A 23,664-nucleotide genomic window follows, 5' to 3' on the forward strand; every position below is an offset into this window, starting at 1 on the left:
GCCCGAAGTGTTATGCGTCTCCGTACGCTTCCCCGCCCAGTTCGAACCCGGCCGTCCCGGCGGTCGCGTCGGCGAGCCACGCGCGGAAGGCGTCCACGTCGGCGTCCGGCAGCCCGATCTCGATGGTGACCGCCTCGGTGTAGTGCACGTCCCGCACCTCGCGCCCGGTGGCCCGCAGGTCGTTCTGGACCTTGCCGGCCCGTTGATGGTCGACCGTCACCGTGGCCAGGCGGAAGCGGCGGCGGGTGATCGTTCCGAGGGTGTCCAGTGCCTCGCCGACCGCGCCGCCGTACGCCCGGATGAGTCCGCCCGCGCCGAGCTTGACCCCGCCGTAGTAGCGGGTGACGACGGCGACGACGTACCGCATCTCGCGGCGCAGCAGCATCTGGAGCATCGGGACGCCCGCGGTACCGCCGGGTTCGCCGTCGTCGCTCGCCTTCTGGATCGCGGCGTCGGCGCCGACGACGTAGGCGAAGCAGTTGTGGGTGGCGTCCGCATGCTCCTTGCGGACCGCGGCGACGAACTCCTGGGCCTCCTGCTCGGTGGCCGCCGGGGCGATCGCGCACAGGAAGCGGGAGCGGTTGACCTCGGTCTCGTGCACACCCGCGCGGGCGACTGTGCGGTACTCGTCCTGCATCCGGCCAGCCTATGCGGAGTGTCAGCGGCCGCCGCCGCGGGAGGTGGGGGCGACGATGTTCGGACACCCGCTCGTCGTCCGCAGGTCCGACCACCCCCAGGGAGAGCACCGCATGACCGGCACCGGGGCGCAGCGCACGGACACCGCCGAGCCCGGCGGTCCCACGCCCTCCACCGCCGCCTCCCGCTTGCGGGCCTGGCTGCTGGAGGGCCTGAGCGAGCGGACTGCCCGCCATCCAGGACCGCACGCCACCCCGGACGAGGGACACGAGGGCCACAAGTGGTGGCGGGTCATGTGCCTCACCGGCGTGGACTACTTCTCGACCCTCGGCTACCAGCCGGGCATCGCCGCCCTCGCGGCCGGTCTTCTGTCACCGCTCGCGACCCTGGTGCTGATCGCGCTGACCCTGCTCGGCGCGCTGCCGGTCTACCGCCGGGTGGCGCACGAGAGTCCGCGCGGCGAGGGCTCCATCGCCATGCTGGAGCGGCTGCTCCCGTGGTGGTCCGGGAAGATCTTCGTGCTCGTGCTGCTGGGCTTCGCGGCCACCGACTTCATGATCACGATCACCCTGTCGTCCGCTGACGCCGCCGCGCACGTCGTCGAGAACCCGTTCGCCCCGCACTGGACGGACGGCGGGAACGAATGGATCACCCTGCTCCTGATCGGGGCACTCGGCGCGGTGTTCCTCAAGGGCTTCGGGGAGGCCATCGGCATCGCGGTCGCACTGGTCGCGTCGTACCTCACCCTCAACGTCGTCGTGCTCGCCGTCTCCGCCTGGGAGGTGCTGAGTCACCCCGTGCGGATCGAGGACTGGACCGACGCGCTGACGGCCGAGCACTCCTCACCGCTGGCGATGATCGGGGTGGCGCTGATCGTCTTCCCGAAGCTCGCGCTCGGCATGTCCGGCTTCGAGACGGGTGTGGCGGTGATGCCGCAGGTCAAGGGTGGTCCGACCGACACGTACGAGAACCCGCGGGGCCGGATCCGCGACACCCGCAGGCTGCTCACCACGGCCGCCGTGATCATGAGCTGCTTCCTGCTGCTGTCCAGCCTGGCGACGACGATCCTGATCCCCCAGGACGACTTCAAGAGCGGCGGCCCCGCCAACGGCCGCGCACTCGCGTATCTGGCGCACGCCCATCTGGGTGAGGCCTTCGGCACGGTCTACGACGTCTCGACGATCGCTATCCTGTGGTTCGCGGGCGCCTCCGCGCTCGCCGGCCTGCTCAACCTCGTGCCGCGCTACCTGCCGCGCTACGGCATGGCCCCCGAGTGGACCCGGGCGGTGCGGCCCCTGGTCCTCGTCTTCATGGCGGCCGCCGTCTTCATCACACTCTGGTTCAACGCGAACGTCGACGCGCAGAGCGGCGCCTACGCGACCGGTGTGCTGGTACTCATGCTCTCCGCGTCCTTCGCCTCCACGGTCGCCGTGCACCGGCACGGCCACCGGAGCGCCACGCTCGGCTTCGGGGCGATCACCGCCGTCTTCGCGTACACCCTGGTCGCGAACGTCATCGAGCGGCCGGAGGGCATCAAGATCGCGACGATCTTCATCGTGGCGATCCTGGTCACGTCGTTCGGTTCGCGGGCGCACCGTGCCTTCGAACTGCGCGCCACGGAGGTCGCGTTCGACGAGACGGCGGCCCCGCTCGTCGACAAGGCCGCGCGCAGCGGCCCGCTGCGGCTGATCGCGAACGAACCCCGGGAGCACACCAGGCGGGAGTACCGCGCCAAGGAGTACAGCCAGCGCGGGCGCACCCACATCCCGGAAGGCGGTCCCGTGCTGTTCCTGGAGGTCTTCGTGCAGGACTCCTCGGACTTCACGACGGACCTCGTGGTGTACGGCGACGCGAAGCACGGGGTGCGCCGGCTGCGGGTGGCGGGCCCGACGGTCCCCAACACGATCGCCGCGGTCCTGCTGGCCCTGCGCGATCGCACGGGCCGGGTCCCGCACGCCTACTTCGACTGGACGGAGGGCAACCCCGTCAGCCACCTCATCCGCTTCCTGGTCTTCGGCGAGGGCGAGACCGCGCCCGTGACCCGCGAGGTAGTGCGTCGCGCGGAGCCCGATCCGGAGCGACGGCCGCGAATCCACGTCGGTTAGATCATTTCTTGCCCCGCGGCACGGTCATGCTCGTCAGCAGTGCCGTTCCGGGGGCGAGGGCGTGCCAGGACGGGCCGCGCCAGGCCAGGACGGCGATGGCCGCGGTCGGGAACTTCACGCGGACCTCGTCCAGCGCGTCGTCGAGGCTGTCCCCGGCCAGTTCCAGGACGAGTTCCTCGAGGCCCGGGTTGTGCCCGACCAGCAGCAGCGTCTCGACGTCGGCGGACACGTCGTGCACGACGTCCATCAGGTCGGACACGTCGGCGGCGTACAGGCGCGGGTCGAGCCGCACGGGCGGCGGGGTGCCCCACTGGGCGGAGGCCAGGTCCCAGGTCTCACGGGCGCGTACGGCGGTGGAGCACAGCGCGAGGTCCGGCAGGCAGTCGGCCTCGGCGAGCGCACGGCCCGCGGCCGGGGCGTCCCGGCGCCCGCGCGGGGCGAGCGGGCGCTCGTGGTCGGCGACGCCCTCGGGCCAGGCCGACTTGGCGTGCCGCAGCACGACCAGGCGGCGCAGCGGGCCCGCTCCGGAGCGCGCGATCATGCCGGCGCTCCCAGGTCGCGGGTGAGGTCGAGGCCGAGGAGCCGGTCCGCGTACGCGTAGGTCTCGAAGCGGGCGCCCTCCGGCAGGTCCGACGTCTCCACCCGTCTCAGCACGCCCAGTACCTCGGACACGTTCAGATCGTCCTCCCAGGCCGAACGGAGCTGCCCGCGCACCTCGTCGGGGACGGGCCGCGACGGCCGGCGCGCCCAGGCGGCGACCGCGTGACGCCAGCGTACGAGGGTTTCGCGGGCCTCGCCCAGGGCTGCCGCGTCGAGCCGCAGGGGCGCGCCGCGGTGCCGGGAGAGCATGGCCAGACGCAGCACGGCGGGGTCGGTGCCCGCGGACATGCCGGGCGCCGCTGAGGCGTCGGACGTCTCCGTGCGGACGGGCGCCACGGCCACCCGCACGCCCTCGGGTGCCGCCGTACCCTCCCCCACCACGTGGATGACCTGGGCCTCGCCCAGACCGGCGCCGGTCTCCCGGCTGTCCTCGAAGGGCCGGATGCCGAGGGCCGCGGCCCCCGCCCGCAGTTCCGCCTGGTCCCGCTCGCCGGTCAGCAGCGCCCGGACCGGTGTGCCGCCGAGTTCCAGGGCGCGGACGAGGAGGTCGGCGACCAGCAGCACGCGCAGCGCGCTGGTGTCGAAGCCCGGTGCGTGGACCTCGACACGGGTCAGGCCCCGGCGGGCGGGGGCGGCTTCGACGGGCTCGCCGGTTCGGGCGTCGATGATACGCAGCACGGGGTGAGCGTAGGCGGGCGGAGGCCCCGGTGCGGGCAGGTCCGGCGAATTCCGGACGTGGTGGCGGGATGGAGCGGTGGGCTCGGACGGGATCGGCCCAGGGGAATCTCCGCCCGCCGTCCGCCGTTGTCCCCCACGACAACTTCCCCGAGGCCCGAGGAGACCCACGGTGTACGGCGACGAGGCAACGATCCGCAAGATCCTCACCGGACTCGGCGACACCTGGGCCGTGGTGGGCCTGTCGTCGAACGAGCGGCGCGCCGCGTACGGCGTCGCCGGGGTGCTGCAGCGCTTCGGCAAGCGCGTCGTCCCCGTCCATCCCAAGGCCGAGACGGTGCACGGCGAGCAGGGCTACGCCTCCCTCGCCGACATCCCCTTCGACGTGGACGTCGTCGACGTCTTCGTCAACAGCCGCCTCGCCGGGCCGGTCGCCGACGAGGCCGTCGCGAAGGGCGCCAAGGCAGTCTGGTTCCAGTTGGGGGTCATCGACGAGGAGGCGTACGACCGCACCCGGGCGGCGGGTGTGGAGATGGTGATGGACTTCTGCCCCGCCATCGAAATCCCCCGGCTCCGCTAGGCCCTGTCGTCAGTGAACCTGCCCAGCACTCCTGCGCCCGCTCCTCGTTCACGGTGCGCATCGACATACTGACCGGGTGACTCTCACAGTCCCCCACGCCAACTCCCCTTCTCCACAACGCTTTCCGGTGGTCATCGTCGGCGCCTGACCCGCCCGCTGCGGCCGCGTTCGCGGAGCGGTACCCGGGCAAGGACTCCGGCCCCTGACCACCGGTCCGTCGCGTCAGTCGTGCACAGGACGGTCGCTGAGCCGGTGGTCGGCCACGTTCAGCACCTCGTCGACCAGGCGGCGCAGATGGCCGTCGCGGACTGAATAGATCACCCGGCGTCCCTCCTTGCGCGTGGTGACCAGCCCCGCGAGTCGCAGACGTGCCAGGTGCTGGCTGACGGCGGGCCGCGCCGCCCCGCACGCCTTTGTGAGCGTCGTGACGTCGGCCTCGCCGGCGGTCAGGGCGTACAGCAGGGCAAGGCGGGTGCGGTCGCCGAGCAGGGCGAGCAGTTCCGCTGCGAGCGCGAACCGCTCATCGCCCGGGGTGCGTGGGTGCGCATCATGTGCAGGTGACAGGTGCATGCGTGCGCTCATACGCACATAATGGCGTCATGGACGCCGGCCGTCCACCCGCCCACCCGAAGGGGATCGACGTGAGCGACCAGCACCACGAGCACCCGCCCGACCGTGGCCACGCACACGACCATGACGACGGCCATGCCCACACTCACCCGCACGCGCCGGCTCCCCTCCGCCACCGCCTCGCCCACCTCCTCACCCCCCATTCCCACGAGTGCGCCGACAAGCTCGACCCGGCCCTGGAGACCTCGGCCCGCGGCATGCGCGCCGTGTGGGTGTCGCTGGCGGTGCTCGGAGCGACGGCTCTTGCGCAGGCCGTCGTGGTCGTCCTGTCCGGTTCGGTGGCGCTGCTCGGCGACACGGTGCACAACGCCGCGGACGCGCTGACCGCGCTGCCCCTCGCAATCGCCTTCGTGCTGGGCCGGCGGGCGGCGACGCGCCGCTTCACCTACGGCTACGGGCGGGCCGAGGACCTGGCGGGCATCGCGATCGTGCTGACCATCGCCGCGTCCGCGGCCTTCGCGGCATGGACGGCGGTCGACCGGCTCCTCGACCCCCGCCCGCTCGCCCACCTTCCGGCGGTCGCGGTGGCCGCCCTGGTCGGTTTCGCCGGCAACGAGTGGGTGGCGCGCTACCGGATCCGGGTCGGCCGCGCCATCGGCTCGGCCGCGCTGGTGGCGGACGGCCTGCACGCCCGTACGGACGGATTCACGTCACTGGCTGTGCTGTTGGGAGCGGGCGGAGCGGCATTGGGGTGGCAACTGGCTGACCCGGTAGTGGGGTTGGCGATCACCGCCGCGATCGTGCTGGTACTGCGGGACGCGGCGCGCGAGGTGTTCCGGCGGGTGATGGACGCCGTCGACCCGGCCCTGGTGGACGCCGCCGAGCACGCCCTGCGGGAGGTGGCGGGCGTACTCGAGGTGGGTGAGCTCCGGCTCCGCTGGATCGGGCACCGGCTGCGGGCCGAGGTCGCCGTCGTGGTCGACGGCGAGGTGACGATACGTCAGGCGCATGACATCGCCGTCGAGGCCGAGCACGCCCTGCTGCACGCCGTTCCGCGGCTCACCGCGGCCCTGGTGCACGCCGATCCGGCACCGACGCCCGGTGAGAGCGACCCGCATCTGGCGCTGGCGCACCATGTGACGCCCTGACCTCGGGCCGCCGCATGACGGCCGGCCTCCGGCACCTCGGCGGGCCGGCCTCAGGCCACTCCCAGCCCCTCCAACACCACCGCACCCGGCAGCTCCGCGAACGCCTTCCCGGGCACCAGCAGCTTGCCGCGCCGGCGTCCGCTGCCCACCAGTACGTACGGGAGGTCGACCACGGCCGAGTCCACCAACACCGGCCAGCCGCCGGGCAGTCCGATCGGGGTGATGCCGCCGTATTCCATACCGGTCTCGCCCGTCGCCGTGTCCATCGAGGCGAACGAGGCCTTGCGAGCGCCCAGTTGACGTCGGACGACACCATTGACGTCGACCCGGGTGGTGGACGGCACGACGCACGCCGCGAGCGTGGACTCGCCGCCCCGCTTGCCCGCCACGACCACACAGTTCGCCGACTGCTCGAGCAGCTCACGGCCGTAGTGCTCGACGAAGACGGCGGTGTCGGCCCACCGCGGGTCGGTGTCGACGTGGAGGATCTGGTCGGCGGGAACGCTGCCGCGCCAGTGGCGCACGGCGTCGGCGACCGGGCCGATCAGCTCGTCGAGGCAGTCGGGGGCGGGTGTGGCGTGGTCGAAGTGTCCGATGGGTGCGTGCATGACCGCACGCTAACAGCCGGCCGGTGACGGCTCACGAGGCGTCTCACTGCACGGGCGGGACCGAGACGGCCATCACCATGTCCACGGGTACGTCGCCCTCGTTGCCGTACGTGTGCGGGGTGTTCGCTTCGAAGGTGGCGCTCGCACCGGCCGGGACGCGGTGCTCCACCCCGTCGACGGTGAGCGTCAGCTCCCCCGCCATGACGTGGACGAGTTCGACCGTGCCGGTGGGGTGCGGGTCCGAGGGGCTGCTGTCGCCCGGCATCAGGTGCCAGTCCCACATCTCCAGCGGGCCGGGCGCCTCGGCGCCCGCGAGGAGCCGGTTGTAGCTGCCGGCGTCGGTGTGCCACAGCCGGACGGCCTGCTCGGCGGGGACGACGCGGACCTTCGGGCCCTGCTCGTAGTCCAGCAGGGTGGTGATGCTGATCCCGAGCGCGTCGCCGATCTTCACGACCGTGCCGATGCTCGGGTTGGTCCGGGCCTGCTCGATCTGGATGAGCATGCCGCGGCTGACCCCGGCGCGGGCGGCGAGCGCGTCCAGAGTGAAGCCGCGCTCGGTGCGCCAGCGCTTGACATTGCGCGCGAGGGACTGGGTCAGCAGGTCGAGGTCCGACACATTCCGTCCATTCCGTCCGAAATCCCCAAGGATTCATCCCGGATACCCGCGTTCAGTATTCTGGATGACAGAGTTCATTTCACTGCACTACGGTGTGGTGCACCCGGTCGTTCACCGAACTGTACTGCGAGGCACCCCGTGACAGCATTCTTCGCCCTGGCCACCAGCCTGTTGTGGGGCCTGGCCGACTTCGGCGGCGGACTGCTGACCCGGCGCACGCCGGCCCTCACCGTGGTCGTCGTCTCCCAGGGGATCGCGGCGGCTGTGCTGGGCGCGGTCGTGGCGGCCACCGGCGGCTGGAGCGAGGCCGGACCGCGCCTGTGGTTCGCGTTCGCCGCCGGGCTGGTCGGCCCGATCGCCCTGTTCGCCTTCTACAAGGCACTCGCGCTCGGCCCGATGGGCGTCGTCTCCCCCCTCGCCACCCTGAGCGTGGCCGTCCCCATAGGCGTGGGGCTCTTCCTGGGCGAGCGCCCGGGTCTCACGCAGGCCGCGGGGATCGCGGTCGCCGTGGCCGGCGTCGTCCTCGCGGGCGGGCCGCAGCTGAAGGGTGCCCCCGTGCAGCGCCAGGCCATACTCCTCACCCTGGTCGCGGCGCTCGGCTTCGGCACGGTGTTCGCCCTCATCGCGGAGGCGTCGACGACGGTCACCGGTCTGTTCCTCGCGCTCTTCGTGCAGCGCGTGACCAATGTGGCCGCGGGCGGCGCCGCCCTGTACGTCTCCGTGAAGCGGGGCACGGCGGGCCTCCCGGAGGGCGGCTTCCCGTGGGGCTCGCTGCCGGCGCTGGCCTTCGTCGGGCTCGCCGACGTCGCTGCGAACGGCACCTACTCGGTCGCCGCCCAGCACGGCCCGGTCACGGTGGCCGCGGTGCTCGCCTCGCTCTACCCGGTGGTGACCGCCCTGGCCGCGCGCGGCTTCCTCCGCGAACGGCTGCGCTCGGTCCAGGCCGCGGGCGCGGGCCTCGCCCTGGTGGGCACGCTGCTCCTGGCGACGGGCTGAGTCAGTCCAGTTCGGCGAGTCTCGCCGCGGCCTCCTCGTCCGGCTCGGCGAGCCTGGCCACCGTCTCGTCGTCCGGCTCGGCGAGCCTGGCCACCGTCTCGTCGTCCAGCTCCGCCAGCGCCAGCAGCTGGTCCGGCGTCACGCCCTCCGGGATCGGCACCGGAGCCGGGGTCCTGAGCGGCGGCTGCCAGCCGTCGGCGGACGTCCAGCGCCGTACGACCCGGGCGGGGGCACCGGCGACCACGGCATGGTCGGGCACCAGCCCGCGTACGACGGCGCCGGCCGCCACGACCACGTTCCGCCCGATCCGCGACCCCGGCAGGATCACCGCGCCGGTCCCGATCCAGCACCCCGGCCCGATCTCCACCGGCTCCATCCGCGGCCACTGCTTGCCGATGGGCTCGTGCGGGTCGTCGTACGAGTGGTTGGTGGACGTGACGTAGACGTACGGCCCGAAGTAGCAGTCGCTGCCGATCGTGACCGTCGTGTCGGCGATGACGTGGCTGCCGCGTCCCAGGACGACTCCGTCGCCGATCCGCAGGATGGGATCCGGGCCCAGGTCCAGGTCGGGCATCAGTCCGGCCGTCAGGGTGACCTGTTCGCCGACGATGCAGTGGGCTCCCAGGTGGATCCACGGTTCACCGAAGACGGTGCCGAGCGGGAACGCGAGCCGGGTGCCCGCGCCCAGTGCGCCGAAGCGGAAGCTTCCGGGGTGTTCGGCGGTGACGGAGCCGGTGCGCTGCATCCAGGCCCAGCCCGCGTGGACGGCGCGTTGCGCGAGGCCGCGCCGCCATGATGAGAACGTGTTCTTGCGCTTCGGCACCCGCTCACCGTACTCAGCACGCTGTGGGCCCATGCGACGGGAGCCCTGTGATCTTCGCCCCACCGGGTGGCGTACGGTGCGGTGTATCGAGGACCAGGAGGCGAGATGACGCAGCAGGCGCTGATCACGGGCATCGGCGGCAAGGACCCGAAGGTGGATCCGGACGCGTTCGTGGCACCCACGTCCGCGCTGATCGGCGATGTGACGCTGCATGCCGGTGCGAGTGTCTGGTACGGGGCGGTGCTGCGCGGCGACGTCGAGCGGATCTCCGTCGGCGCGAGCAGCAACGTCCAGGACAACTGCACGCTCCACGCCGACCCTGGCTTCCCGGTCACCGTCGGCGAGCGCGTCTCCATCGGCCACAACGCCGTCGTGCACGGGGCGACCGTCGAGGACGACTGTCTGATCGGCATGGGAGCGACCATCCTGAACGGTGCGGTGATCGGCGCGGGGTCTCTTGTCGCCGCGCAGGCCCTCGTACCGCAGGGGATGCGGGTGCCGCCGGGGTCCCTGGTCGCGGGGGTGCCTGCGAAGGTGAGGCGGCAGCTCACGGAGGAGGAGCGGCAGGGCGTGACGCTCAACGGGACGATGTATGCGGAGCTGGCGACGGCGCACCGGGAAGTGCACGGGGCGTAGAAGTGCACGGGCGGTGAGCGTCGTCGGCCGTCCGCGGGTCCGTCGCGGCCGGTCGCGCCCACGCGGCGGAGCCGCACGATGTCTCAGCCCCGCGCCCCGCGCAGGTGGGTCTAGTCGCCGGCAGGAACCGGTTCTGCTTCCTGCTGAGCCGCCTGCGCCTGCTTGGCCTTGCGCTTGAGGACCAGCATCGACGTCAGGCCGATGAGTACGGCCGCCACGAGGCCCAGCCACGAGAACCGCTTCAGCCAGGATTCGGCGACGACGCCGACGTAGTAGATGACGGCCGTCGTGCCGCCCGCCCAGAGGATGCCGCCGAGGACGTTGGCGATCAGGAACTTCCAGTACGGCATCCGCAGCACGCCCGCGAGCGGCCCGGCGAAGATGCGCAGCAGGGCGACGAAGCGGCCGAAGAAGACGGCCCACATGCCCCACTTCTCGAAGGACCGCTCGGCGGTGGCGATGTGCCCCTCGCTGAAGTGCTTGGGGAACTTCTTGCCGAGCCAGGCCAGCAGCGGCCGCCCGCCCTTACGGCCGATGGCGTAACCGATGGAGTCGCCGACGATCGCTCCGAAGCTGGCGCACGCACCGAGGATCACGGGGTCGATGCCCCCGTGCTGGGAGGACAGCAGCGCCGCCGAGACCAGGATGATCTCGCCCGGCAGCGGGATGCCCAGACTCTCCAGTCCGATGACCAGCCCCACCACGGCGTAGACGGCGGCCGCGGGCACCGTGTCGAGCCACTCCTGGACGTGCAACGCCGGTTCCTCCCGATTCGCGTGCCTGTACTACGGGCGTGCGCCGCTGCGAGGGCGCACCCCGGGAAGCCTACCGGGTCACCGGCGGGGCGGCCGATGGCAGGACAAGTGCGCCCCGGACGGTGAGGTCGTCGCGCGGGTCGTCCTGGACGGCCTGCGCTGTGGCACCGGCGACAAGGCGGAGTACCTGCGGACTGGTGCGACTGGCCTGCGAACTACCGGACCTGGGACCCGAGTTCGCGGCCCGGCTCAAGGAGTTCGGCGCGGGCCCGGCAGGCGACGCGACCGAGCACCGCCGGCTCGCGGTCTGGCGGGACGACGCGGGTACCGGCCCGCGCGCACCGCTCAGCCGTTGGGCCGCAGCGTCCAGACGACCGTCATCTCGCCGGTAACGGCGCCGTCCTCCCGCTGGATCGCGACGGTCACCGGGAACTCCGGGCGCTTGCCCGCGTCGAGCTCGGCGACGACCTCGGCGGCCGGGCGGCCGAGGGTCGCGGTGGCCTTCACGGGCCCGAGGGCGATCTTCTTGAACGCGATCTCGGCCGTGACCGGCAGCGGCACGGCACGCGAGAGCTGGTCACCGAAGGCGGCCAGCACGATCGCCCCGCTCGCCGACTCGCCGAGCGTGAACATCGCCCCGGCGTGCGGCCCGCCCACGTGATTGCGGTACTCGCTCTGGTCCGGAAGCGCCAGCACGGCCTTGTCCGGGGTGGTCTCCAGGTACTCCAGGTTCAGCGTCCGAACCATCGGCACCGTGGCGGCGAGCAACTCGCCGATCGACATCTGATCTGCGCTCATGGCGATATGTTACCTACGAGTAGACATCGCTGACCAGGGTCACCCGGTGATCGCCGTATCCTTGCGGCCCATGTGGCCAGGAGAGCAGCCGCCGGGAGGCGGGCAGAATCCGCAGCAGCGTCCAACGGACGGAAACCCGTACCAGCAGCCCGGATACCAGCAGCCCAACCCGTACGCCCGGCAACAGCCTCCCCCGTGGAACGCCCCCACAGTCCCGGCCGGCGCCACGCTCACCCAGCCACCCGACGGCACACGCCGCACGAAGGTCATGGCCCTCTCGGCGGCAGCGGCCGTCGTGGTGGCCACAGCGGTGACCGGAGCCGTGCTGCTGGGTGGCGGCACGGATGACGGGGCCGCTCCCGGTCCGACCCGTTCCTCGGCGTCGCCGACCTCGTCGGACGATCCGCGGGCGGCCGACGACCGGAAGCCGACCGTGGCGGGCTGGAAGACCGTGGTGAACCCCGAGCTGGGTGTCGCCTTCGACGTGCCGGCGGACTGGGCGCCGCAGTCGACGAGCTGGGTCACGTACGTCTCGGAGAACGACGACCCCGAGGACAAGCCGCTGGTCGGCATGAAGGCACCCGCCGTCCTCAAGGAGGAGTGGTGCGGGGCCGACGACGACAAGGACGGCCGACTCGACCACGTGCCGCTGGCGACCGCCGGCAGCCGAGGCAACAACGGGGCCAAGAACACCGACGAGATAGCGCGTTCGGACTCGGCGACGTGGGTCTACGGCATGTACACCCAGCCGGACCACAAGAAGGTGACGACCGGTCCTGTCACCTCCTTCACCACCGGCTCCGGCCTCACCGGCAGCGTCGCCACCTCCTCGTCGTCGGGTGTCGTCAAGCACGGCAAGTGCGACACGGACGGCAAGGCGACGACCTTCGCCTTCAGAAACGCGGAGGGCGACTTCGCGTCATGGTCGTTCGTCGGCGCCAAGGGGATCGGCGAGGAAGTCCCTGACGCCACGGTCAGAAGGGTCTTGAAGACCGTGCGGCTCTACACGCCCCCGGACGCCCCCTGATTTGCTACGCACCTGACAAACCCCGGTGACCGAATCGTGTCCCCGGCGGCACTAGGGTTGCTGCCCATGTGGCCAGGACAGCAGCCGCCCGGGGGCGAGCAGAACCCGCAGCAGAACAACCCGTACCAGCAGCCGGGGTACCAGCAGCCGAATCCGTACCAGCAGCCGGGCTACCAGCAGGCCAACCCCTATGGGCAGCAGCCGCAGTGGGGCGCCGCGGGGCCGGCCGGCGCGCCGGAGCCGCCGCGGGGTGGGGGCGGGAACAGCACGAGGACGGTCGCGATCGTGGCGGCGGCGGCCGTGGTCGTGGCAGCCGGTGTGACGGGATTCCTGGTCCTCGGCGGTGACAAGGAGAAGGAGGCGGACGGCGGCAAGGACGGGAAGCCGTCCGCGAGCGCGTCGTCCGTCGAACCGAGCAAGTCCGCCGCCGAGGACAACCCGCGCGGCGGAGAGGCCGAACAGGCGACGATCAAGGGCTGGAAGGTCGTCATCAACCCCAAGTGGGGCACGGCCTTCGACGTCCCGGCGGACTGGGAGGTCCAGGACCCGGGTCTCTCGATCGGCTTCGAGGACCGCAAGGCGGACGACGCCAAGCCGATCATCACCATGACCGCGCCCGCGTACAACAGGTCCAAGTGGTGCACGACCGACGAGAACAAGGACGGCAAGACCGAGGACACGGCGCTGGCGGCGGCCGGCACGAAGGGTGCCAACGGCGCCAAGAGCACCGACGAGATCGCCATCAACACCCCTGCCTGGTGGGTGTACGGCGGTTACACCCAGCCGGACAAGAAGACCGTCACGTTCGACAAGAAGGCCACTCCCTACAAGACCACGTCGGGTGTCGAGGGCAGCGTCGGCTGGGCGGAGTCGACCGACACGCCTCAGAAGGGCAAGTGCGCGAGCGACGGCAAGGCGGTCACGTTCGGCTTCAAGAACTCGGCCGGCGACTTCGTGTCGTGGAACTTCTACGGGGCCAAGGGCGTGAAGGACGAGGTCCCCAAGGAAACCATCATGAAGATCCTCAGCACGGTCCGGCTGCACGGGGATCCGACCGAGGGCTGAGCAGACGGCGAAGCGTTGGCAGGAGCGGCCCCGCCAGCGACTGTCGGGCGGTGACTTCCGCCGCCGGCTCCCCCGCCGCTCCCGCAGACCCGCCTGGGCGGGCCGCGACTCCACGCTGCTGACGGCCGCTGCGTTCGTCACGAACCTGGGCGGTCCCGGGCGCAGTCACGGGTGGGCGCTGATCGCCACCGCGTTCGCCGTGCTCGACGCAGGCGGCGACGGCGGCGACGTGGGTCCTGGCGTGGGTCCTGGAGTGGCCGCCTCCCGCACGCTGCCGCACAAGGGGGCACCGTGAAATCGTCGCCGTGGTCGGTGTTGTGCGACCGGTCAGGCGACCCAACTCGCTGTGGGGCCGCGGCGACGCCGTCGTGGCGGTGTTGCTGTGCGTTCCGGACGTACGGGATCCGCGGTGCAGGGCGAAGCCCGTGGCGCGGCGGGACGGGCCGGGTGCCGAGAACGGGTCAGCCGATGCCGAACGCCCCGTCGGGGGGCTCGGGTGACGGTACGGCGTCCACGTCCCGGACCGGCCGCGCGCCGCCGATGAAGTCCCGCAGGGCGGAGCCGTGGGCGACCCGCGCCGGGAAGGCGTCGGCGGCGGTGAGCCGGGCCAGAGCGGCCGTGTCGACGGGGTGGTGCGCGGCGACGAGCACCGCGTTGCCGAAGCGGCGGCCCCGCAGGACTCCCGGTTCGGCGATCAGCACCAGTTCCTCGAACACGTCGGCGAAGGTGGCGAGTTGGGAGCGCAGGAAGGCGAAGGGCGCGGCGTCGGCGAGGTTGGCCAGGTAGACGCCCCCGTCGCGCAGGACCCGCCCGGCCTCGCGGGCGTAGGCGAGGGACGTCAGGTGTGCCGGAACCCGTGAGCCGCCGAAGACGTCGGCGACGAGGACGTCCGCGGAATCCGCGGGTGCGGCCTCCAGCCACTCCCGGGCGTCCGCGGCGTGCAGCGCGATGCCGGCACCGTCCGGGAGGGGCAGGTGCTCGGTGACCAGCCCCAGCAGCCCGCGGTCGGCCTCGACGACGTCCTGCCGGGAGCCGGGACGGGTCGAGGCGAGGTACCGGGGCAGTGTGAGGGCACCGCCGCCGAGGTGCAGCACGTCCAGCGGGCTTCCCGGTTCCGCGAGGGTGTCCAGGACGTGGCCGAGCCGTCGCGCGTACTCGAACTCCAGATGCGCCGGCTCGTCCAGGTCGACGTACGACTGCGGCGCCCCGTCGACGGTCAGCAGCCAGGCCCGACTCCGGTCGACGTCGGGCATGAGCTTGGCGGTGCCGTGGTCGACGGTCCGGGTCACGGGTATGGGCTCGGTCACGCCTCCATTGTGCGGTCGTGCGGCAGGCCCAGGGGCGCGGGGAACCGCGCGGCCGGCCACGACGGCCCCGCGGTCCCCACGCGCCGAACCGCTCTCACTCGACGGCGGTCACGGTCCCCGCCCCGACGGTCCGGCCACCCTCACGGATGGCGAATCCCAACCCCGGCTCCAGAGGCATCTCACGCCCCAGCTCCACGGTCAGGGCCACCGTCTCGCCGGGCCGCGCCACCGCCGCGTCACCGAGGTCGATGTCACCGACCACATCCGCGGTCCGGATGTAGAACTGGGGACGGTAACCGGTCGAAACCGGCGTCGTACGGCCGCCTTCACGTCCGGACAGGACATAGACCCGCGCCGAAAAGCGACGGCGCGGCGTGACACTTCCCGGTGCGGCCACGACATGCCCCCGCCGGACGGCGTCCCGTGCCACCCCCCGCAGCAGCAGCGCCACGTTGTCCCCCGCCTGCGCCTCGTCCATCGGCTTGCCGAAGGTCTCCAGGCCGGTGACGACCGTCTCCAGTCCGGCGCCGAGCACGTCGACCCGGTCGCCCACGCGGACGGTGCCCCTCTCCACCGCGCCGGTGACGACGGTCCCCCTCCCGGTGATGGTCAGCACGTTCTCGACGGGCAGCAGGAACGGCGCGTCGAGGTACCGCTCGGGCATGGGCACATACGTGTCCACCGCGTCGAGCAGCGCCTCGACCGAGGCGGTCCACCGCGGGTCCCCTTCGAGGGCCTTCAGGCCCGAGACCCGTACGACGGGTACGGCGTCGCCGCCGTAGCCGTGCGCGGTGAGCAGCTCGCGCACTTCCAACTCGACGAGGTCGCTGAGCTCTTCGTCGCCCGCGTCGGCCTTGTTGAGCGCGACCACGATGTGGTCGACGCCCACCTGCCGTGCGAGCAGCACGTGTTCGGCCGTCTGCGGCATGATCCCGTCCAGTGCGGAGACGACCAGGATCGCCCCGTCGAGCTGCGCTGCCCCGGTGACCATGTTCTTGACGTAGTCGGCGTGGCCGGGCATGTCCACGTGGGCGTAGTGGCGGGTGTCGGTCTCGTACTCGACGTGCGCGATGTTGATGGTGATGCCGCGCGCGGCCTCCTCCGGCGCGCGGTCGATGCGGTCGAACGGCACGTAGGCGGACGCCCCGCGGCCGGCGAGGACCTTGGTGATGGCGGCGGTCAGGGTGGTCTTGCCATGGTCGACATGCCCCATGGTTCCGATGTTCAGATGCGGTTTGGTGCGCACGTATGCCGTCTTGGGCATGGCTGTACCTCGAAGCCTCTCAGTGATGGTGCTGAGTGATGGCCCCGGCGCGTTCGGACGCGGCCGGGACGGGGACCCCGAGGACTTGCCGACCCTCCCCCTGCGGGGTCCGCCGGACGATCCGGGAAGGGTCAGCTTCGGGCGCCGTCGACAGCGGCCACGATGACGGGAACGGCAGCCTTCGGGGCATCCGCTGCCGCGGATGCTGCGAGGACGAAGGGGTGCCGGAACATGACGCCGATCATTGCCGACGTTTTGCCCCACGTCGAATGGTTTTCAGCGGGAGTCGGGCTCCCGCGGGCCGATGTTCTTCAGCGCCTCCCGCACCGACAGCGGGGCGAACCGCCCCCGCTCCCGCGCCAGGAAGTCGCGTACGGCCTGCGGGTCGGTCTTCGCGTACTCGCGCAGGCACCAGCCGATCGCCTTGCGGATGAAGAAGTCCTGGTGCCCGGACTGGAACAGGCAGTAGGCGAACAGGCGCTCGGAGTCGGTGCGTTGCCCGTAGCGCAGCTGGTGCAGCAGGGCCGTGCGGGCGATCCAGAGGTCGTCGTCCGCGATCCAGACGTCCATGTCCGCCGTCAGTCCGGGATCGGCGGCCACCAGCGCGCCGACGACGTGCGCGGCGAGCGCGTCCACGGTGTCCCACCAGGAGACGGTGGCGACAAGGTGCCTCGCCACCGGAAGGAACGCGGAGGAGCACACGCGCGCGTGGTGGCGCAGGTAGTCGACGGCGAAGTAGTGGTATTCGCGCGCGGGCAGCTGCCAGCAACGCAGGGCGATCGCGGTGCAGTCGGCCTCGTCGGGCCGGCCCGTGCCCTTCAGGACGGTACGGGACAGGGTGCGGCGCACGGGTGTGGTGAGGCCGAGGAAGGGGGCCACGTCCTTCATGTACGCGCGCATGGCCGCGGCACGTTCGGGATCGGCAGCGGCGGCGTAGGCGGCCGTCAGCCGTTCCAGCACGGTGTCGGCGAGAGTGCTGTCCGGCACGGCCGGGGTGCCCGCGCCTGTGACGCTCATGAGACGAACCATACGGCGATCACACATAGTCGTCGGTTACTGTCGCCGAATGCTCGATGCCACCACCCGCTCTGGGGGCACCGCCACGGCCTCTCCCCGGGCCACCGCCACGGAGCTCGCCGTCGCCGTACCCGTCCCGGTGCCCACCGCGCCCAGCATGCCCACCGGTTTCGCCGCCCGCTGCACGAGAGCGCTGCTCTCGCCGTGGTCGCGGCTGTCCCTGCTGGTCGCGCTGCTCGCGGCGGCCGCCGCGACCGTGCTGCTCTTCGAGCCGCAGCGGCTGCTGGCGGGAGGCTGGCCGCCGCAGCTCGGCGGCGCCGCGGCGGCGGCGGTGGTGTTCGCGGTGGCGTACGGCCTGTGCACGGTGGCGTTCGTGCCGCGGCCGCTGCTGAACCTCGCGGCGGGCGCGCTCTTCGGTTCGCAGCTGGGCGTGGGCGCTGCCCTGGCGGGCACGGTGCTCGGGGCCGGCGTCGCCTTCGGACTCGGCCGGATCCTCGGCCAGGACGCGCTGCGCCCGCTGCTGCGCGGCCGGTGGCTGAAGGCCGCGGACGGGCAGCTGAGCCGGCACGGCTTCCGCTCGATGCTGGCGGCGCGGCTGTTCCCCGGGGTGCCGTTCTGGGCCGCGAACTACTGCGCTGCGGTCTCCCGCATGGGCTACGTCCCGTTCCTTCTCGCGACGGCCCTCGGGTCGATCCCGAACACCGCCGCGTACGTCGTCGCCGGCGCCCGCGCCTCGACGCCGACGTCGCCGGCCTTCCTGATCGCGATGGCCGGGATCGCCGTACCTGCGCTGGCGGGCGCGGTGGTGGCCTGGCGCAAGCGCCACCACCTGCGCGGCCGGTAGGCGGTCACACCGTCTCCAGGATCATCGCGTTGGCGAGTCCGCCCGCCTCGCACATGGTCTGCAGGGCGTAGCGGGCGCCGCGCTCGCGCATGGCGTGCACGAGGGTGGCCGTCAGGCGGGTGCCGCTCGCGCCGAGCGGATGGCCGAGGGCGATCGCGCCGCCGTGGACGTTGACCTTGGCCAGGTCAACGCCGGTCTCCTGTTGCCAGGCCAGGACCACACTGGAGAACGCCTCGTTGACCTCGAAGAGGTCGATGTCGCCGATCGTCAGGGACGCCCGGCGCAGGACCTTCTCGGTCGCCGGGATGACGCCGGTGAGCATGAGCAGCGGGTCCGAGCCGGTGACGGCGAAGCTGTGCAGCCGGGCCAGCGGGCGCAGGCCGAGACGGGCAGCGGTCTCACTGGAAGTGATCAGCACGGCGGACGCGCCGTCGTTGACGGGGCTGGCGTTGCCCGCGGTGACGTTCCACTCGATCTGCGGGAAGCGCTCGGCGAAGCCCGGGTCGTAGTAGGCGGGCTTGAGGCCGGCGAGGATCTCGGTGGTGCTGTCCGGCCGAACGCACTCGTCGCGCGTGACGCCGTCCAGCGGCGCCACCTCCGCGCCGAACAGACCGGCCTCCCAGGCCGCGGCGGCCTTGTGGTGCGAGGAGACCGCGAAGGAATCCATCCGCTCGCGCGTGATCGACCACTTGGCGGCGATGAGCTCGGCGCTGATGCCCTGGGGGACGAGGCCCTCCGGGTAGCGCTCGGCGACTCCGGGCCCGAAGGGGTCCGTGCCGGGCGGCACGTTCGACCACATCGGCACGCGGCTCATGGACTCGACGCCACAGGCGACGACGAGGTCGTACGCGCCCGAGATGACGCCCTGCGCCGCGAAGTGCACGGCCTGCTGGGAGGAGCCGCACTGGCGGTCCACGGTGGTCGCGGGGACCGTCTCCGGGAATCCGGCCGACAGGACGGCGTAGCGGGTGGTGTTCATGGCCTGCTCGCCGACCTGGTCGACCGTGCCGCCTATGACGTCGTCGACCAGCGCCGGGTCGACTCCGGAGCGCTCCACGAGGGTGCGCAGGGTGTGGGCGAGGAGTTCGACGGGATGGACGTGCGCGAGGGAGCCGCCTGGCTTGCCCTTCCCTACGGGGGTGCGTACGGCTTCGACGATCACTGCGTCACGCATGCTGCGGGCCTCCACGATTGCCAGGGCTGCTTGTGCCACGACTACTAGTGAGTAGGAAATCCGAACTCACCATAACTCGATAGGTTGGAAAAACAAACCCTCCCCTAGACTGAGCCCATGGCCGCCACCAAAGACCCGCGCCCCTGTTCCATCGCCGACGCCCTGGCGCTCGTCGGCGAGAAGTACTCCCTGCTCGTCCTGCGCGAGGTGTGTCTCGGCAACGGCCGCTTCGACCAGCTGGTACGCAATATCGGCGCCCCGCGCGACATCCTGGCCACCCGGCTGCGCCGCCTCGTCGACGCCGGCATCCTGACCAAGCGCGCCTACAGCGAGCGGCCGCAGCGCTTCGAGTACCGGCCCACGCAGGCTGGTCTCGAACTGGAGCCGCTGCTGCTGACCCTGATGGCGTGGGGCGACCGCCATCTCCGTCGGGACGACGACCGGCCCATGGTGATCGAGCACTCCTGCGGAAACGAACTGGCCCCGGTCGTCACCTGCGACGTCTGCGGCAAGGCGGTGCAGCACGACGACCTCACGGCACACCCGCAGGTCCCGGGCTGGACGGTGAAGGGGCCGGCGGCGGCGTAGGACGGCGGAGGGCGCGGCCGCCCGTCACCCGCGAAGCCCCTGTGGAGGGCTTTTCACCGCGGGACGCTACGCTGCACCCTCGACACACGTGATCAGCGAACCCGGCGGATCGCTGCGTCCGTTGCCCCTTCCACGATCAGCACTTGGACTCCTAACTTCATGTCTTGGTTTGAATCCCTCATCCTCGGACTCGTCCAGGGGCTGACCGAGTTCCTCCCCGTCTCCTCCAGCGCGCACCTGCGGCTGACCGCCGCCTTCGCCGGCTGGAACGACCCCGGGGCGGCCTTCACTGCAATCACCCAGATCGGTACGGAGACCGCCGTGCTGATCTACTTCCGCAAGGACATCGGGCGGATCATCTCGGCGTGGGCCCGCTCACTGGTCGACAAGGAGATGCGCGCGGACCACGACGCGCAGATGGGCTGGCTGGTGATCGTCGGCTCGATACCCATCGGCGTCCTCGGTGTGACGCTCAAGGACCAGATCGAGGGGCCGTTCCGCGATCTGCGGGTCACCGCGACCATGCTGATCGTCGTGGGCATCGTCATCGGCATCGCCGACCGGCTGGCGGCGCGCGACGAGGCGGGCGGCAAGCACCGTGCGCCCAAGCAGCGCAAGAGCCTCGAGGACCTCGGCGTGAAGGACGGCCTGATCTACGGCCTCTGCCAGGCGTGCGCCCTGATCCCGGGCGTCTCCCGCTCCGGTGCCACCATCAGCGGCGGCCTGTTCATGGGCTACCGGCGCGAAGCCGCGGCCCGCTACTCGTTCCTGCTCGCCATCCCTGCAGTGCTCGCCTCCGGGGTGTTCGAGCTCAAGGACGCGATGGAGAGCGACCATGTGGCCTGGGGGCCGACGATGTTCGCGACGGTGATCGCGTTCGTGTCCGGATACGCCGTCATCGCCTGGTTCATGAAGTACATCTCGACCAAGAGCTTCATGCCGTTCGTCTGGTACCGCATCGTGCTCGGCATCGTCATCATCGCCCTGGTGGCGGCGGGCGCACTCAGCCCGCACGCGGCGGAGTCGGCGGGCTGACCGGCCGGCGGGGAACGGGCCCGCATCCGTAGCGCCGAACCAGCAATGCGCCCGCGTCAGTCCGGCGTATCCGGGGCGCTGCCGTGCCGCGGCGCTCGACTCCCCGGATGCCGCGCCCGGCTGGGATCCGCCGGACGACGACCTCCTGGACACGGACGGGCCGGTGTGGGGCCTGCTGTGGTTCTACCGCTCGACGGTCGCCGACCGGGCCGTGATCGCCCTGCTCGACCGAGCGATCTCCGGCGACCCGGGCGGGGCCGCGGGCTTCCCCGACGTCGGCTTCCTGTATCACGACGAGGTGTACGACGGCTGCGACGGCCCGCCGCAGGTGCTGACGCGCGACGCCGTCAAGGACCTCGCCCGCGCACTCGAGGCCGTGGACCTCGACGCGCTGCTCGCGCCTCTGCCCACAGCCCCGGACGATCGCGAAGGCCTGCGGGTTCAGCCGCGGCTTCGACAGCGACGTACGGCGCTGTCCGGCCGAACACTTCGCCGCCATGCGGGACTTCTACCGAGGCGCCGCCCGACGCGGACCGTGCGTGGTCGTCCGGATCGACTGAACGACGAGTCAGCCCAGCGCCCGGTGCGCGTCAATTTCCGTGACCAAGCCCATACTTGATGCGTAGCCGTTCGGTAGCGGGCTGTCAGTGGTTGGCTCTAGGCTTGTCGGCATGTCCCCCGATTCCGTTGCCTCTGGTTCCGTGCGCTCTGCTTCCGAAGTCAACGAGCAGATCCGGGCCCTCTGGCTGCGCGCGGGCGGCTCCCTGTCGACCCAGGAGCGGGCGGAATACGAGCTGCTGGTGGTCGAGTGGGCGGCCGCAATCCGGGGAGAGGTCATCGAGGCGGCCTGAACCGACCACCCACATCACTCCAGGATCCAGCTCGTGGAGCATCTGCACAGCGTCCCGGCCCCCCGCGGCCTCGTCATCTTCCTGAACGGCACGTCGAGTTCGGGCAAGTCGAGCATCGCGGCCGAGCTGCTGCGGATCCTCGACGAGCCGTACTTCCACATGCCCGTCGACGCGTTCCACGCGATGCGCTCCCGCGCCGAGATCCCGCCCGACCGGCTCGCCACCGTCCTGCACCGCACCTGGCAGGGCTACCACCGAGCGGTCGCCTGCATGGCCGCGGCCGGCAACAACATCGTCATGGATCACGTGCTGAGCGCCGAGTGGCGGCTGACGGACTGTCTCTCGCTCTTCGTGCCCGAGGACGTCGTACTCGTAGGCGTGCACTGCCCGTTGGAGGAGCTGGAGCGCCGGGAGCGGCATCGCGCCGACCGGCCGCCGGGCCTCGCCGCCCGGCAGCTGGAGCAGGTGCACGCCCATCGTGTCTACGACCTCGAGTGCGACACCGGCCGCTCCACTCCCCGCGAATGCGCCGGCCGTATCAAGGACTTCCTGTCGGCGAGACCCACCCCGACCGCCTTCCAACGACTGCGAGCCGGCTGACCCCCTACGCGTCCCCGCCCCCGCCCCCGCCCCCGTTCCCGTCCGCGTCCGCGGTGACGCGCCGCAGCAGACTCAGCAGCGTTGCGCGCTCGGACGCGCTCAAGGGTGCGAAGCAGGTGCTCAGAACCTCGTCGGCGATGCGGTGTCCGGCCGCCATGACCTGTTCACCCGTCGGGGTGAGGTAGTGCTCGATGCGCCGGCCGGTGCCCGGGCGGCGCTCGATCTGGCCCAGGGCCACCAGTCGCCCGGCGAGCGTGCCGAAGGCCTGCTCGCTCTGGAACGTGGTGGCGGCCAGCGCGCGAGCCGTTGCCCCGGGAGACTCGCTGATCGCCCGGAGCGCGTCCCACTGGGCCAGCGTCGTGCCGGCACCGGCGAGCCGGCTGTCCAGGGCCCGGTGCTGCCGGTACTGCGCTTGCTTGACCGCTCTTCCCAGGACCTGCAGTTCATCGGGCATGGGCCCAGTCTAGAGCATGACTAAGCTAGCTTAAATAAATATCTTTAGTTATGCTCGGCGCATGCCTACCGACCACAGGATCAGCCTGTACCCCGACCTGCCTCTCGCCCTGACCACGGCCGGAACCGGCCGCCCCGTCCTCGTCCTGCACGGCGGCGGCGGACCGGCCACGGTTGCCGGACTCGCCGCCCACCTGTCGAAGACGGCCCACACCCTCACCCCGACGCACCCGGGCTGGAACGGCACCGAGCGCCCGGACCGGCTGACCGGAATCGACGACCTCGCCCTGGCCTACCTCCACCACCTCCACACCCTCGGGCTGCGCGACGTCCTCGTCGTGGGATCCTCGCTCGGCGGCTGGACGGCAGCGGAGATGGCCGTACGCGACACGGCGGGCGTCATCACCGGCCTCGTCCTGATCGACGCCGTCGGTGTGCACGTCCCCTCCGAACCGATCCGGGACATCTTCGCCCTCGACGCCCGTGGCATCGCCGACCACGCCTGGCACGACCCGGACCGCTTCTACCAGGACCCCGCCCTCCTCCCGCCGGAGCAACTCGCCGCCCAGCAGGCCAACATGGCCACCGTGCGGATACTCGCGGGCGACCCCTACATGCACGACCCGGAGCTGTTCGACCGTCTGCGCCACGTCGACGTCCCGGCCCTGCTGCTGTGGGGCGCGAGCGACCGTATCGTCACCCCCGCCTACGGCGCGGCCTACGCAGACGCCTTCCCCGACGGCCGCCTCGAGGTCGTCCCCCAAGCCGGACACCTGCCGCACATCGAACAGCCCGAGGCCACGTTCGCCCTGATCGACACGCACCTGCGCCGGACCGGCAGCCGCTCCGCCGCCACCCGCTGACGCCGGCCGATCACTCGAAAGAGCAGCGAA

28 protein-coding genes and 1 pseudogene are annotated in these 23,664 nt (G+C 71.7%); 15 read left to right on the plus strand and 14 right to left on the minus strand.

Annotated elements, in window-relative coordinates; translation table 11 throughout:
• Positions 1–10 precede the first annotated feature (10 nt).
• Positions 11–637 carry a YigZ family protein gene (locus ACZ562_RS22850; RefSeq protein WP_471182064.1) on the minus strand — a complete coding sequence of 209 codons (627 nt, stop codon included), beginning with the start codon at positions 635–637 and terminating at the stop codon, positions 11–13.
• Between the two features lie 112 nt (positions 638–749).
• Here ACZ562_RS22850 and ACZ562_RS22855 point away from each other — a divergent pair, with 112 nt between their 5' ends.
• Positions 750–2,741 (plus strand): APC family permease, encoded by a 1,992-nt coding sequence (locus ACZ562_RS22855; protein ID WP_471182249.1) that lies wholly within the window; start codon positions 750–752, stop codon positions 2,739–2,741.
• Between the two features lies 1 nt (position 2,742).
• On the opposite strand, the gene ACZ562_RS22860 is transcribed toward ACZ562_RS22855, so the two are convergent.
• Both ACZ562_RS22860 and ACZ562_RS22865 read right to left on the minus strand, forming a co-directional pair.
• Positions 2,743–3,282, minus strand: coding sequence for a SixA phosphatase family protein (locus ACZ562_RS22860; protein ID WP_471182066.1), 540 nt, complete (start codon positions 3,280–3,282; stop codon positions 2,743–2,745).
• The gene (locus tag ACZ562_RS22865) at positions 3,279–4,019 is read right to left on the minus strand and encodes a hypothetical protein (RefSeq protein ID WP_471182069.1); all 741 of its coding nucleotides are present in this window, start codon (positions 4,017–4,019) and stop codon (positions 3,279–3,281) included. Before ACZ562_RS22865 ends, ACZ562_RS22860 begins: the two co-directional genes overlap by 4 nt.
• A 169-nt stretch (positions 4,020–4,188) precedes the next feature.
• On the opposite strand from ACZ562_RS22865, the gene ACZ562_RS22870 reads away from it, so the two are divergent.
• Positions 4,189–4,596 (plus strand): CoA-binding protein, encoded by a 408-nt coding sequence (locus tag ACZ562_RS22870; protein WP_471182072.1) that lies wholly within the window; start codon positions 4,189–4,191, stop codon positions 4,594–4,596.
• Positions 4,597–4,818: 222 nt separating this feature from the next.
• Here ACZ562_RS22870 and ACZ562_RS22875 read toward each other — a convergent pair whose 3' ends face one another.
• The gene (locus ACZ562_RS22875; protein WP_471182074.1) at positions 4,819–5,178 is read right to left on the minus strand and encodes an ArsR/SmtB family transcription factor; all 360 of its coding nucleotides are present in this window, start codon (positions 5,176–5,178) and stop codon (positions 4,819–4,821) included.
• A 17-nt stretch (positions 5,179–5,195) separates the two neighbouring features.
• Between ACZ562_RS22875 and ACZ562_RS22880 the strand changes: the two genes are divergently transcribed.
• Complete coding sequence (locus tag ACZ562_RS22880) at positions 5,196–6,314, plus strand: cation diffusion facilitator family transporter (protein ID WP_471182077.1); 1,119 nt, start codon at positions 5,196–5,198, stop codon at positions 6,312–6,314.
• A gap of 50 nt (positions 6,315–6,364) precedes the next feature.
• Here the strand turns inward: ACZ562_RS22880 and ACZ562_RS22885 are convergent, their stop codons facing one another.
• Together ACZ562_RS22885 and ACZ562_RS22890 are read right to left on the minus strand one after the other, a co-directional pair.
• Complete coding sequence (locus ACZ562_RS22885; protein ID WP_471182080.1) at positions 6,365–6,922, minus strand: YbaK/EbsC family protein; 558 nt, start codon at positions 6,920–6,922, stop codon at positions 6,365–6,367.
• Between the two features lie 43 nt (positions 6,923–6,965).
• On the minus strand, positions 6,966–7,538 hold the full coding sequence (locus ACZ562_RS22890) for a helix-turn-helix domain-containing protein (protein ID WP_471182083.1): 573 nt from the start codon (positions 7,536–7,538) through the stop codon (positions 6,966–6,968).
• Positions 7,539–7,676: 138 nt separating this feature from the next.
• Between ACZ562_RS22890 and ACZ562_RS22895 the strand changes: the two genes are divergently transcribed.
• Complete coding sequence (locus tag ACZ562_RS22895; RefSeq protein ID WP_471182086.1) at positions 7,677–8,534, plus strand: EamA family transporter; 858 nt, start codon at positions 7,677–7,679, stop codon at positions 8,532–8,534.
• Between the two features lies 1 nt (position 8,535).
• Here ACZ562_RS22895 and ACZ562_RS22900 read toward each other — a convergent pair whose 3' ends face one another.
• The gene (locus tag ACZ562_RS22900; RefSeq protein WP_471182089.1) at positions 8,536–9,357 is read right to left on the minus strand and encodes an acyltransferase; all 822 of its coding nucleotides are present in this window, start codon (positions 9,355–9,357) and stop codon (positions 8,536–8,538) included.
• Between the two features lie 105 nt (positions 9,358–9,462).
• On the opposite strand from ACZ562_RS22900, the gene ACZ562_RS22905 reads away from it, so the two are divergent.
• On the plus strand, positions 9,463–9,993 hold the full coding sequence (locus ACZ562_RS22905) for a gamma carbonic anhydrase family protein (RefSeq protein WP_471182091.1): 531 nt from the start codon (positions 9,463–9,465) through the stop codon (positions 9,991–9,993).
• A gap of 110 nt (positions 9,994–10,103) precedes the next feature.
• Here ACZ562_RS22905 and ACZ562_RS22910 read toward each other — a convergent pair whose 3' ends face one another.
• Both ACZ562_RS22910 and ACZ562_RS22915 read right to left on the minus strand, forming a co-directional pair.
• Entirely contained in the window at positions 10,104–10,748 is a 645-nt protein-coding gene (locus ACZ562_RS22910; protein ID WP_471182094.1) for a DedA family protein, read from the minus strand.
• Between the two features lie 345 nt (positions 10,749–11,093).
• Positions 11,094–11,531: a DUF4442 domain-containing protein gene (locus ACZ562_RS22915; RefSeq protein ID WP_471182251.1), complete on the minus strand. Its 438-nt coding sequence runs from the start codon at positions 11,529–11,531 to the stop codon at positions 11,094–11,096.
• A gap of 85 nt (positions 11,532–11,616) precedes the next feature.
• On the opposite strand from ACZ562_RS22915, the gene ACZ562_RS22920 reads away from it, so the two are divergent.
• From ACZ562_RS22920 to ACZ562_RS22930, 3 genes and pseudogenes are all read left to right on the plus strand, one after another.
• Positions 11,617–12,573, plus strand: a complete 957-nt coding sequence (locus ACZ562_RS22920) for a DUF8017 domain-containing protein (protein ID WP_471182097.1) — start codon at positions 11,617–11,619, stop codon at positions 12,571–12,573.
• Between the two features lie 66 nt (positions 12,574–12,639).
• On the plus strand, positions 12,640–13,638 hold the full coding sequence (locus ACZ562_RS22925) for a DUF8017 domain-containing protein (protein WP_471182099.1): 999 nt from the start codon (positions 12,640–12,642) through the stop codon (positions 13,636–13,638).
• A 40-nt stretch (positions 13,639–13,678) separates the two neighbouring features.
• Positions 13,679–13,915, plus strand: a pseudogene (locus ACZ562_RS22930) (hypothetical protein); the annotation flags it as partial.
• 184 nt (positions 13,916–14,099) lie between these two features.
• Here ACZ562_RS22930 and ACZ562_RS22935 read toward each other — a convergent pair.
• The 3 genes from ACZ562_RS22935 to ACZ562_RS22945 form a co-directional block, all read right to left on the minus strand.
• Positions 14,100–14,945 carry a spermidine synthase gene (locus ACZ562_RS22935; protein WP_471182102.1) on the minus strand — a complete coding sequence of 282 codons (846 nt, stop codon included), beginning with the start codon at positions 14,943–14,945 and terminating at the stop codon, positions 14,100–14,102.
• Between the two features lie 94 nt (positions 14,946–15,039).
• A complete protein-coding gene (gene tuf / locus ACZ562_RS22940) occupies positions 15,040–16,209 on the minus strand; it encodes an elongation factor Tu (RefSeq protein WP_471182105.1) in 1,170 nt (389 codons plus the stop codon).
• 276 nt (positions 16,210–16,485) lie between these two features.
• On the minus strand, positions 16,486–17,226 hold the full coding sequence (locus ACZ562_RS22945; RefSeq protein ID WP_471182107.1) for a DNA alkylation repair protein: 741 nt from the start codon (positions 17,224–17,226) through the stop codon (positions 16,486–16,488).
• Between the two features lie 49 nt (positions 17,227–17,275).
• On the opposite strand from ACZ562_RS22945, the gene ACZ562_RS22950 reads away from it, so the two are divergent.
• Positions 17,276–18,070: a TVP38/TMEM64 family protein gene (locus ACZ562_RS22950; protein WP_471182110.1), complete on the plus strand. Its 795-nt coding sequence runs from the start codon at positions 17,276–17,278 to the stop codon at positions 18,068–18,070.
• A 4-nt stretch (positions 18,071–18,074) separates the two neighbouring features.
• Here the strand turns inward: ACZ562_RS22950 and ACZ562_RS22955 are convergent, their stop codons facing one another.
• On the minus strand, positions 18,075–19,244 hold the full coding sequence (locus ACZ562_RS22955; RefSeq protein ID WP_471182112.1) for a thiolase family protein: 1,170 nt from the start codon (positions 19,242–19,244) through the stop codon (positions 18,075–18,077).
• A gap of 117 nt (positions 19,245–19,361) precedes the next feature.
• Here ACZ562_RS22955 and ACZ562_RS22960 point away from each other — a divergent pair, with 117 nt between their 5' ends.
• From ACZ562_RS22960 to ACZ562_RS22980, 5 genes are all read left to right on the plus strand, one after another.
• Positions 19,362–19,832 carry a winged helix-turn-helix transcriptional regulator gene (locus tag ACZ562_RS22960; protein WP_471182114.1) on the plus strand — a complete coding sequence of 157 codons (471 nt, stop codon included), beginning with the start codon at positions 19,362–19,364 and terminating at the stop codon, positions 19,830–19,832.
• Positions 19,833–19,991: 159 nt separating this feature from the next.
• Positions 19,992–20,867: an undecaprenyl-diphosphate phosphatase gene (locus ACZ562_RS22965; protein ID WP_471182117.1), complete on the plus strand. Its 876-nt coding sequence runs from the start codon at positions 19,992–19,994 to the stop codon at positions 20,865–20,867.
• 163 nt (positions 20,868–21,030) lie between these two features.
• The gene (locus tag ACZ562_RS22970) at positions 21,031–21,486 is read left to right on the plus strand and encodes a hypothetical protein (protein WP_471182120.1); all 456 of its coding nucleotides are present in this window, start codon (positions 21,031–21,033) and stop codon (positions 21,484–21,486) included.
• A gap of 52 nt (positions 21,487–21,538) precedes the next feature.
• Complete coding sequence (locus ACZ562_RS22975) at positions 21,539–21,718, plus strand: hypothetical protein (RefSeq protein ID WP_471182122.1); 180 nt, start codon at positions 21,539–21,541, stop codon at positions 21,716–21,718.
• Positions 21,719–21,751: 33 nt separating this feature from the next.
• Positions 21,752–22,318: a chloramphenicol phosphotransferase CPT family protein gene (locus ACZ562_RS22980; protein WP_471182124.1), complete on the plus strand. Its 567-nt coding sequence runs from the start codon at positions 21,752–21,754 to the stop codon at positions 22,316–22,318.
• A 4-nt stretch (positions 22,319–22,322) separates the two neighbouring features.
• On the opposite strand, the gene ACZ562_RS22985 is transcribed toward ACZ562_RS22980, so the two are convergent.
• Positions 22,323–22,772 (minus strand): MarR family winged helix-turn-helix transcriptional regulator, encoded by a 450-nt coding sequence (locus tag ACZ562_RS22985; RefSeq protein WP_471182127.1) that lies wholly within the window; start codon positions 22,770–22,772, stop codon positions 22,323–22,325.
• A 61-nt stretch (positions 22,773–22,833) separates the two neighbouring features.
• Between ACZ562_RS22985 and ACZ562_RS22990 the strand changes: the two genes are divergently transcribed.
• A complete protein-coding gene (locus ACZ562_RS22990; protein ID WP_471182129.1) occupies positions 22,834–23,634 on the plus strand; it encodes an alpha/beta fold hydrolase in 801 nt (266 codons plus the stop codon).
• The last annotated feature ends 30 nt before the right edge of the window (positions 23,635–23,664 follow it).

Source organism: Streptomyces sp. NPDC040410 (assembly GCF_055595715.1).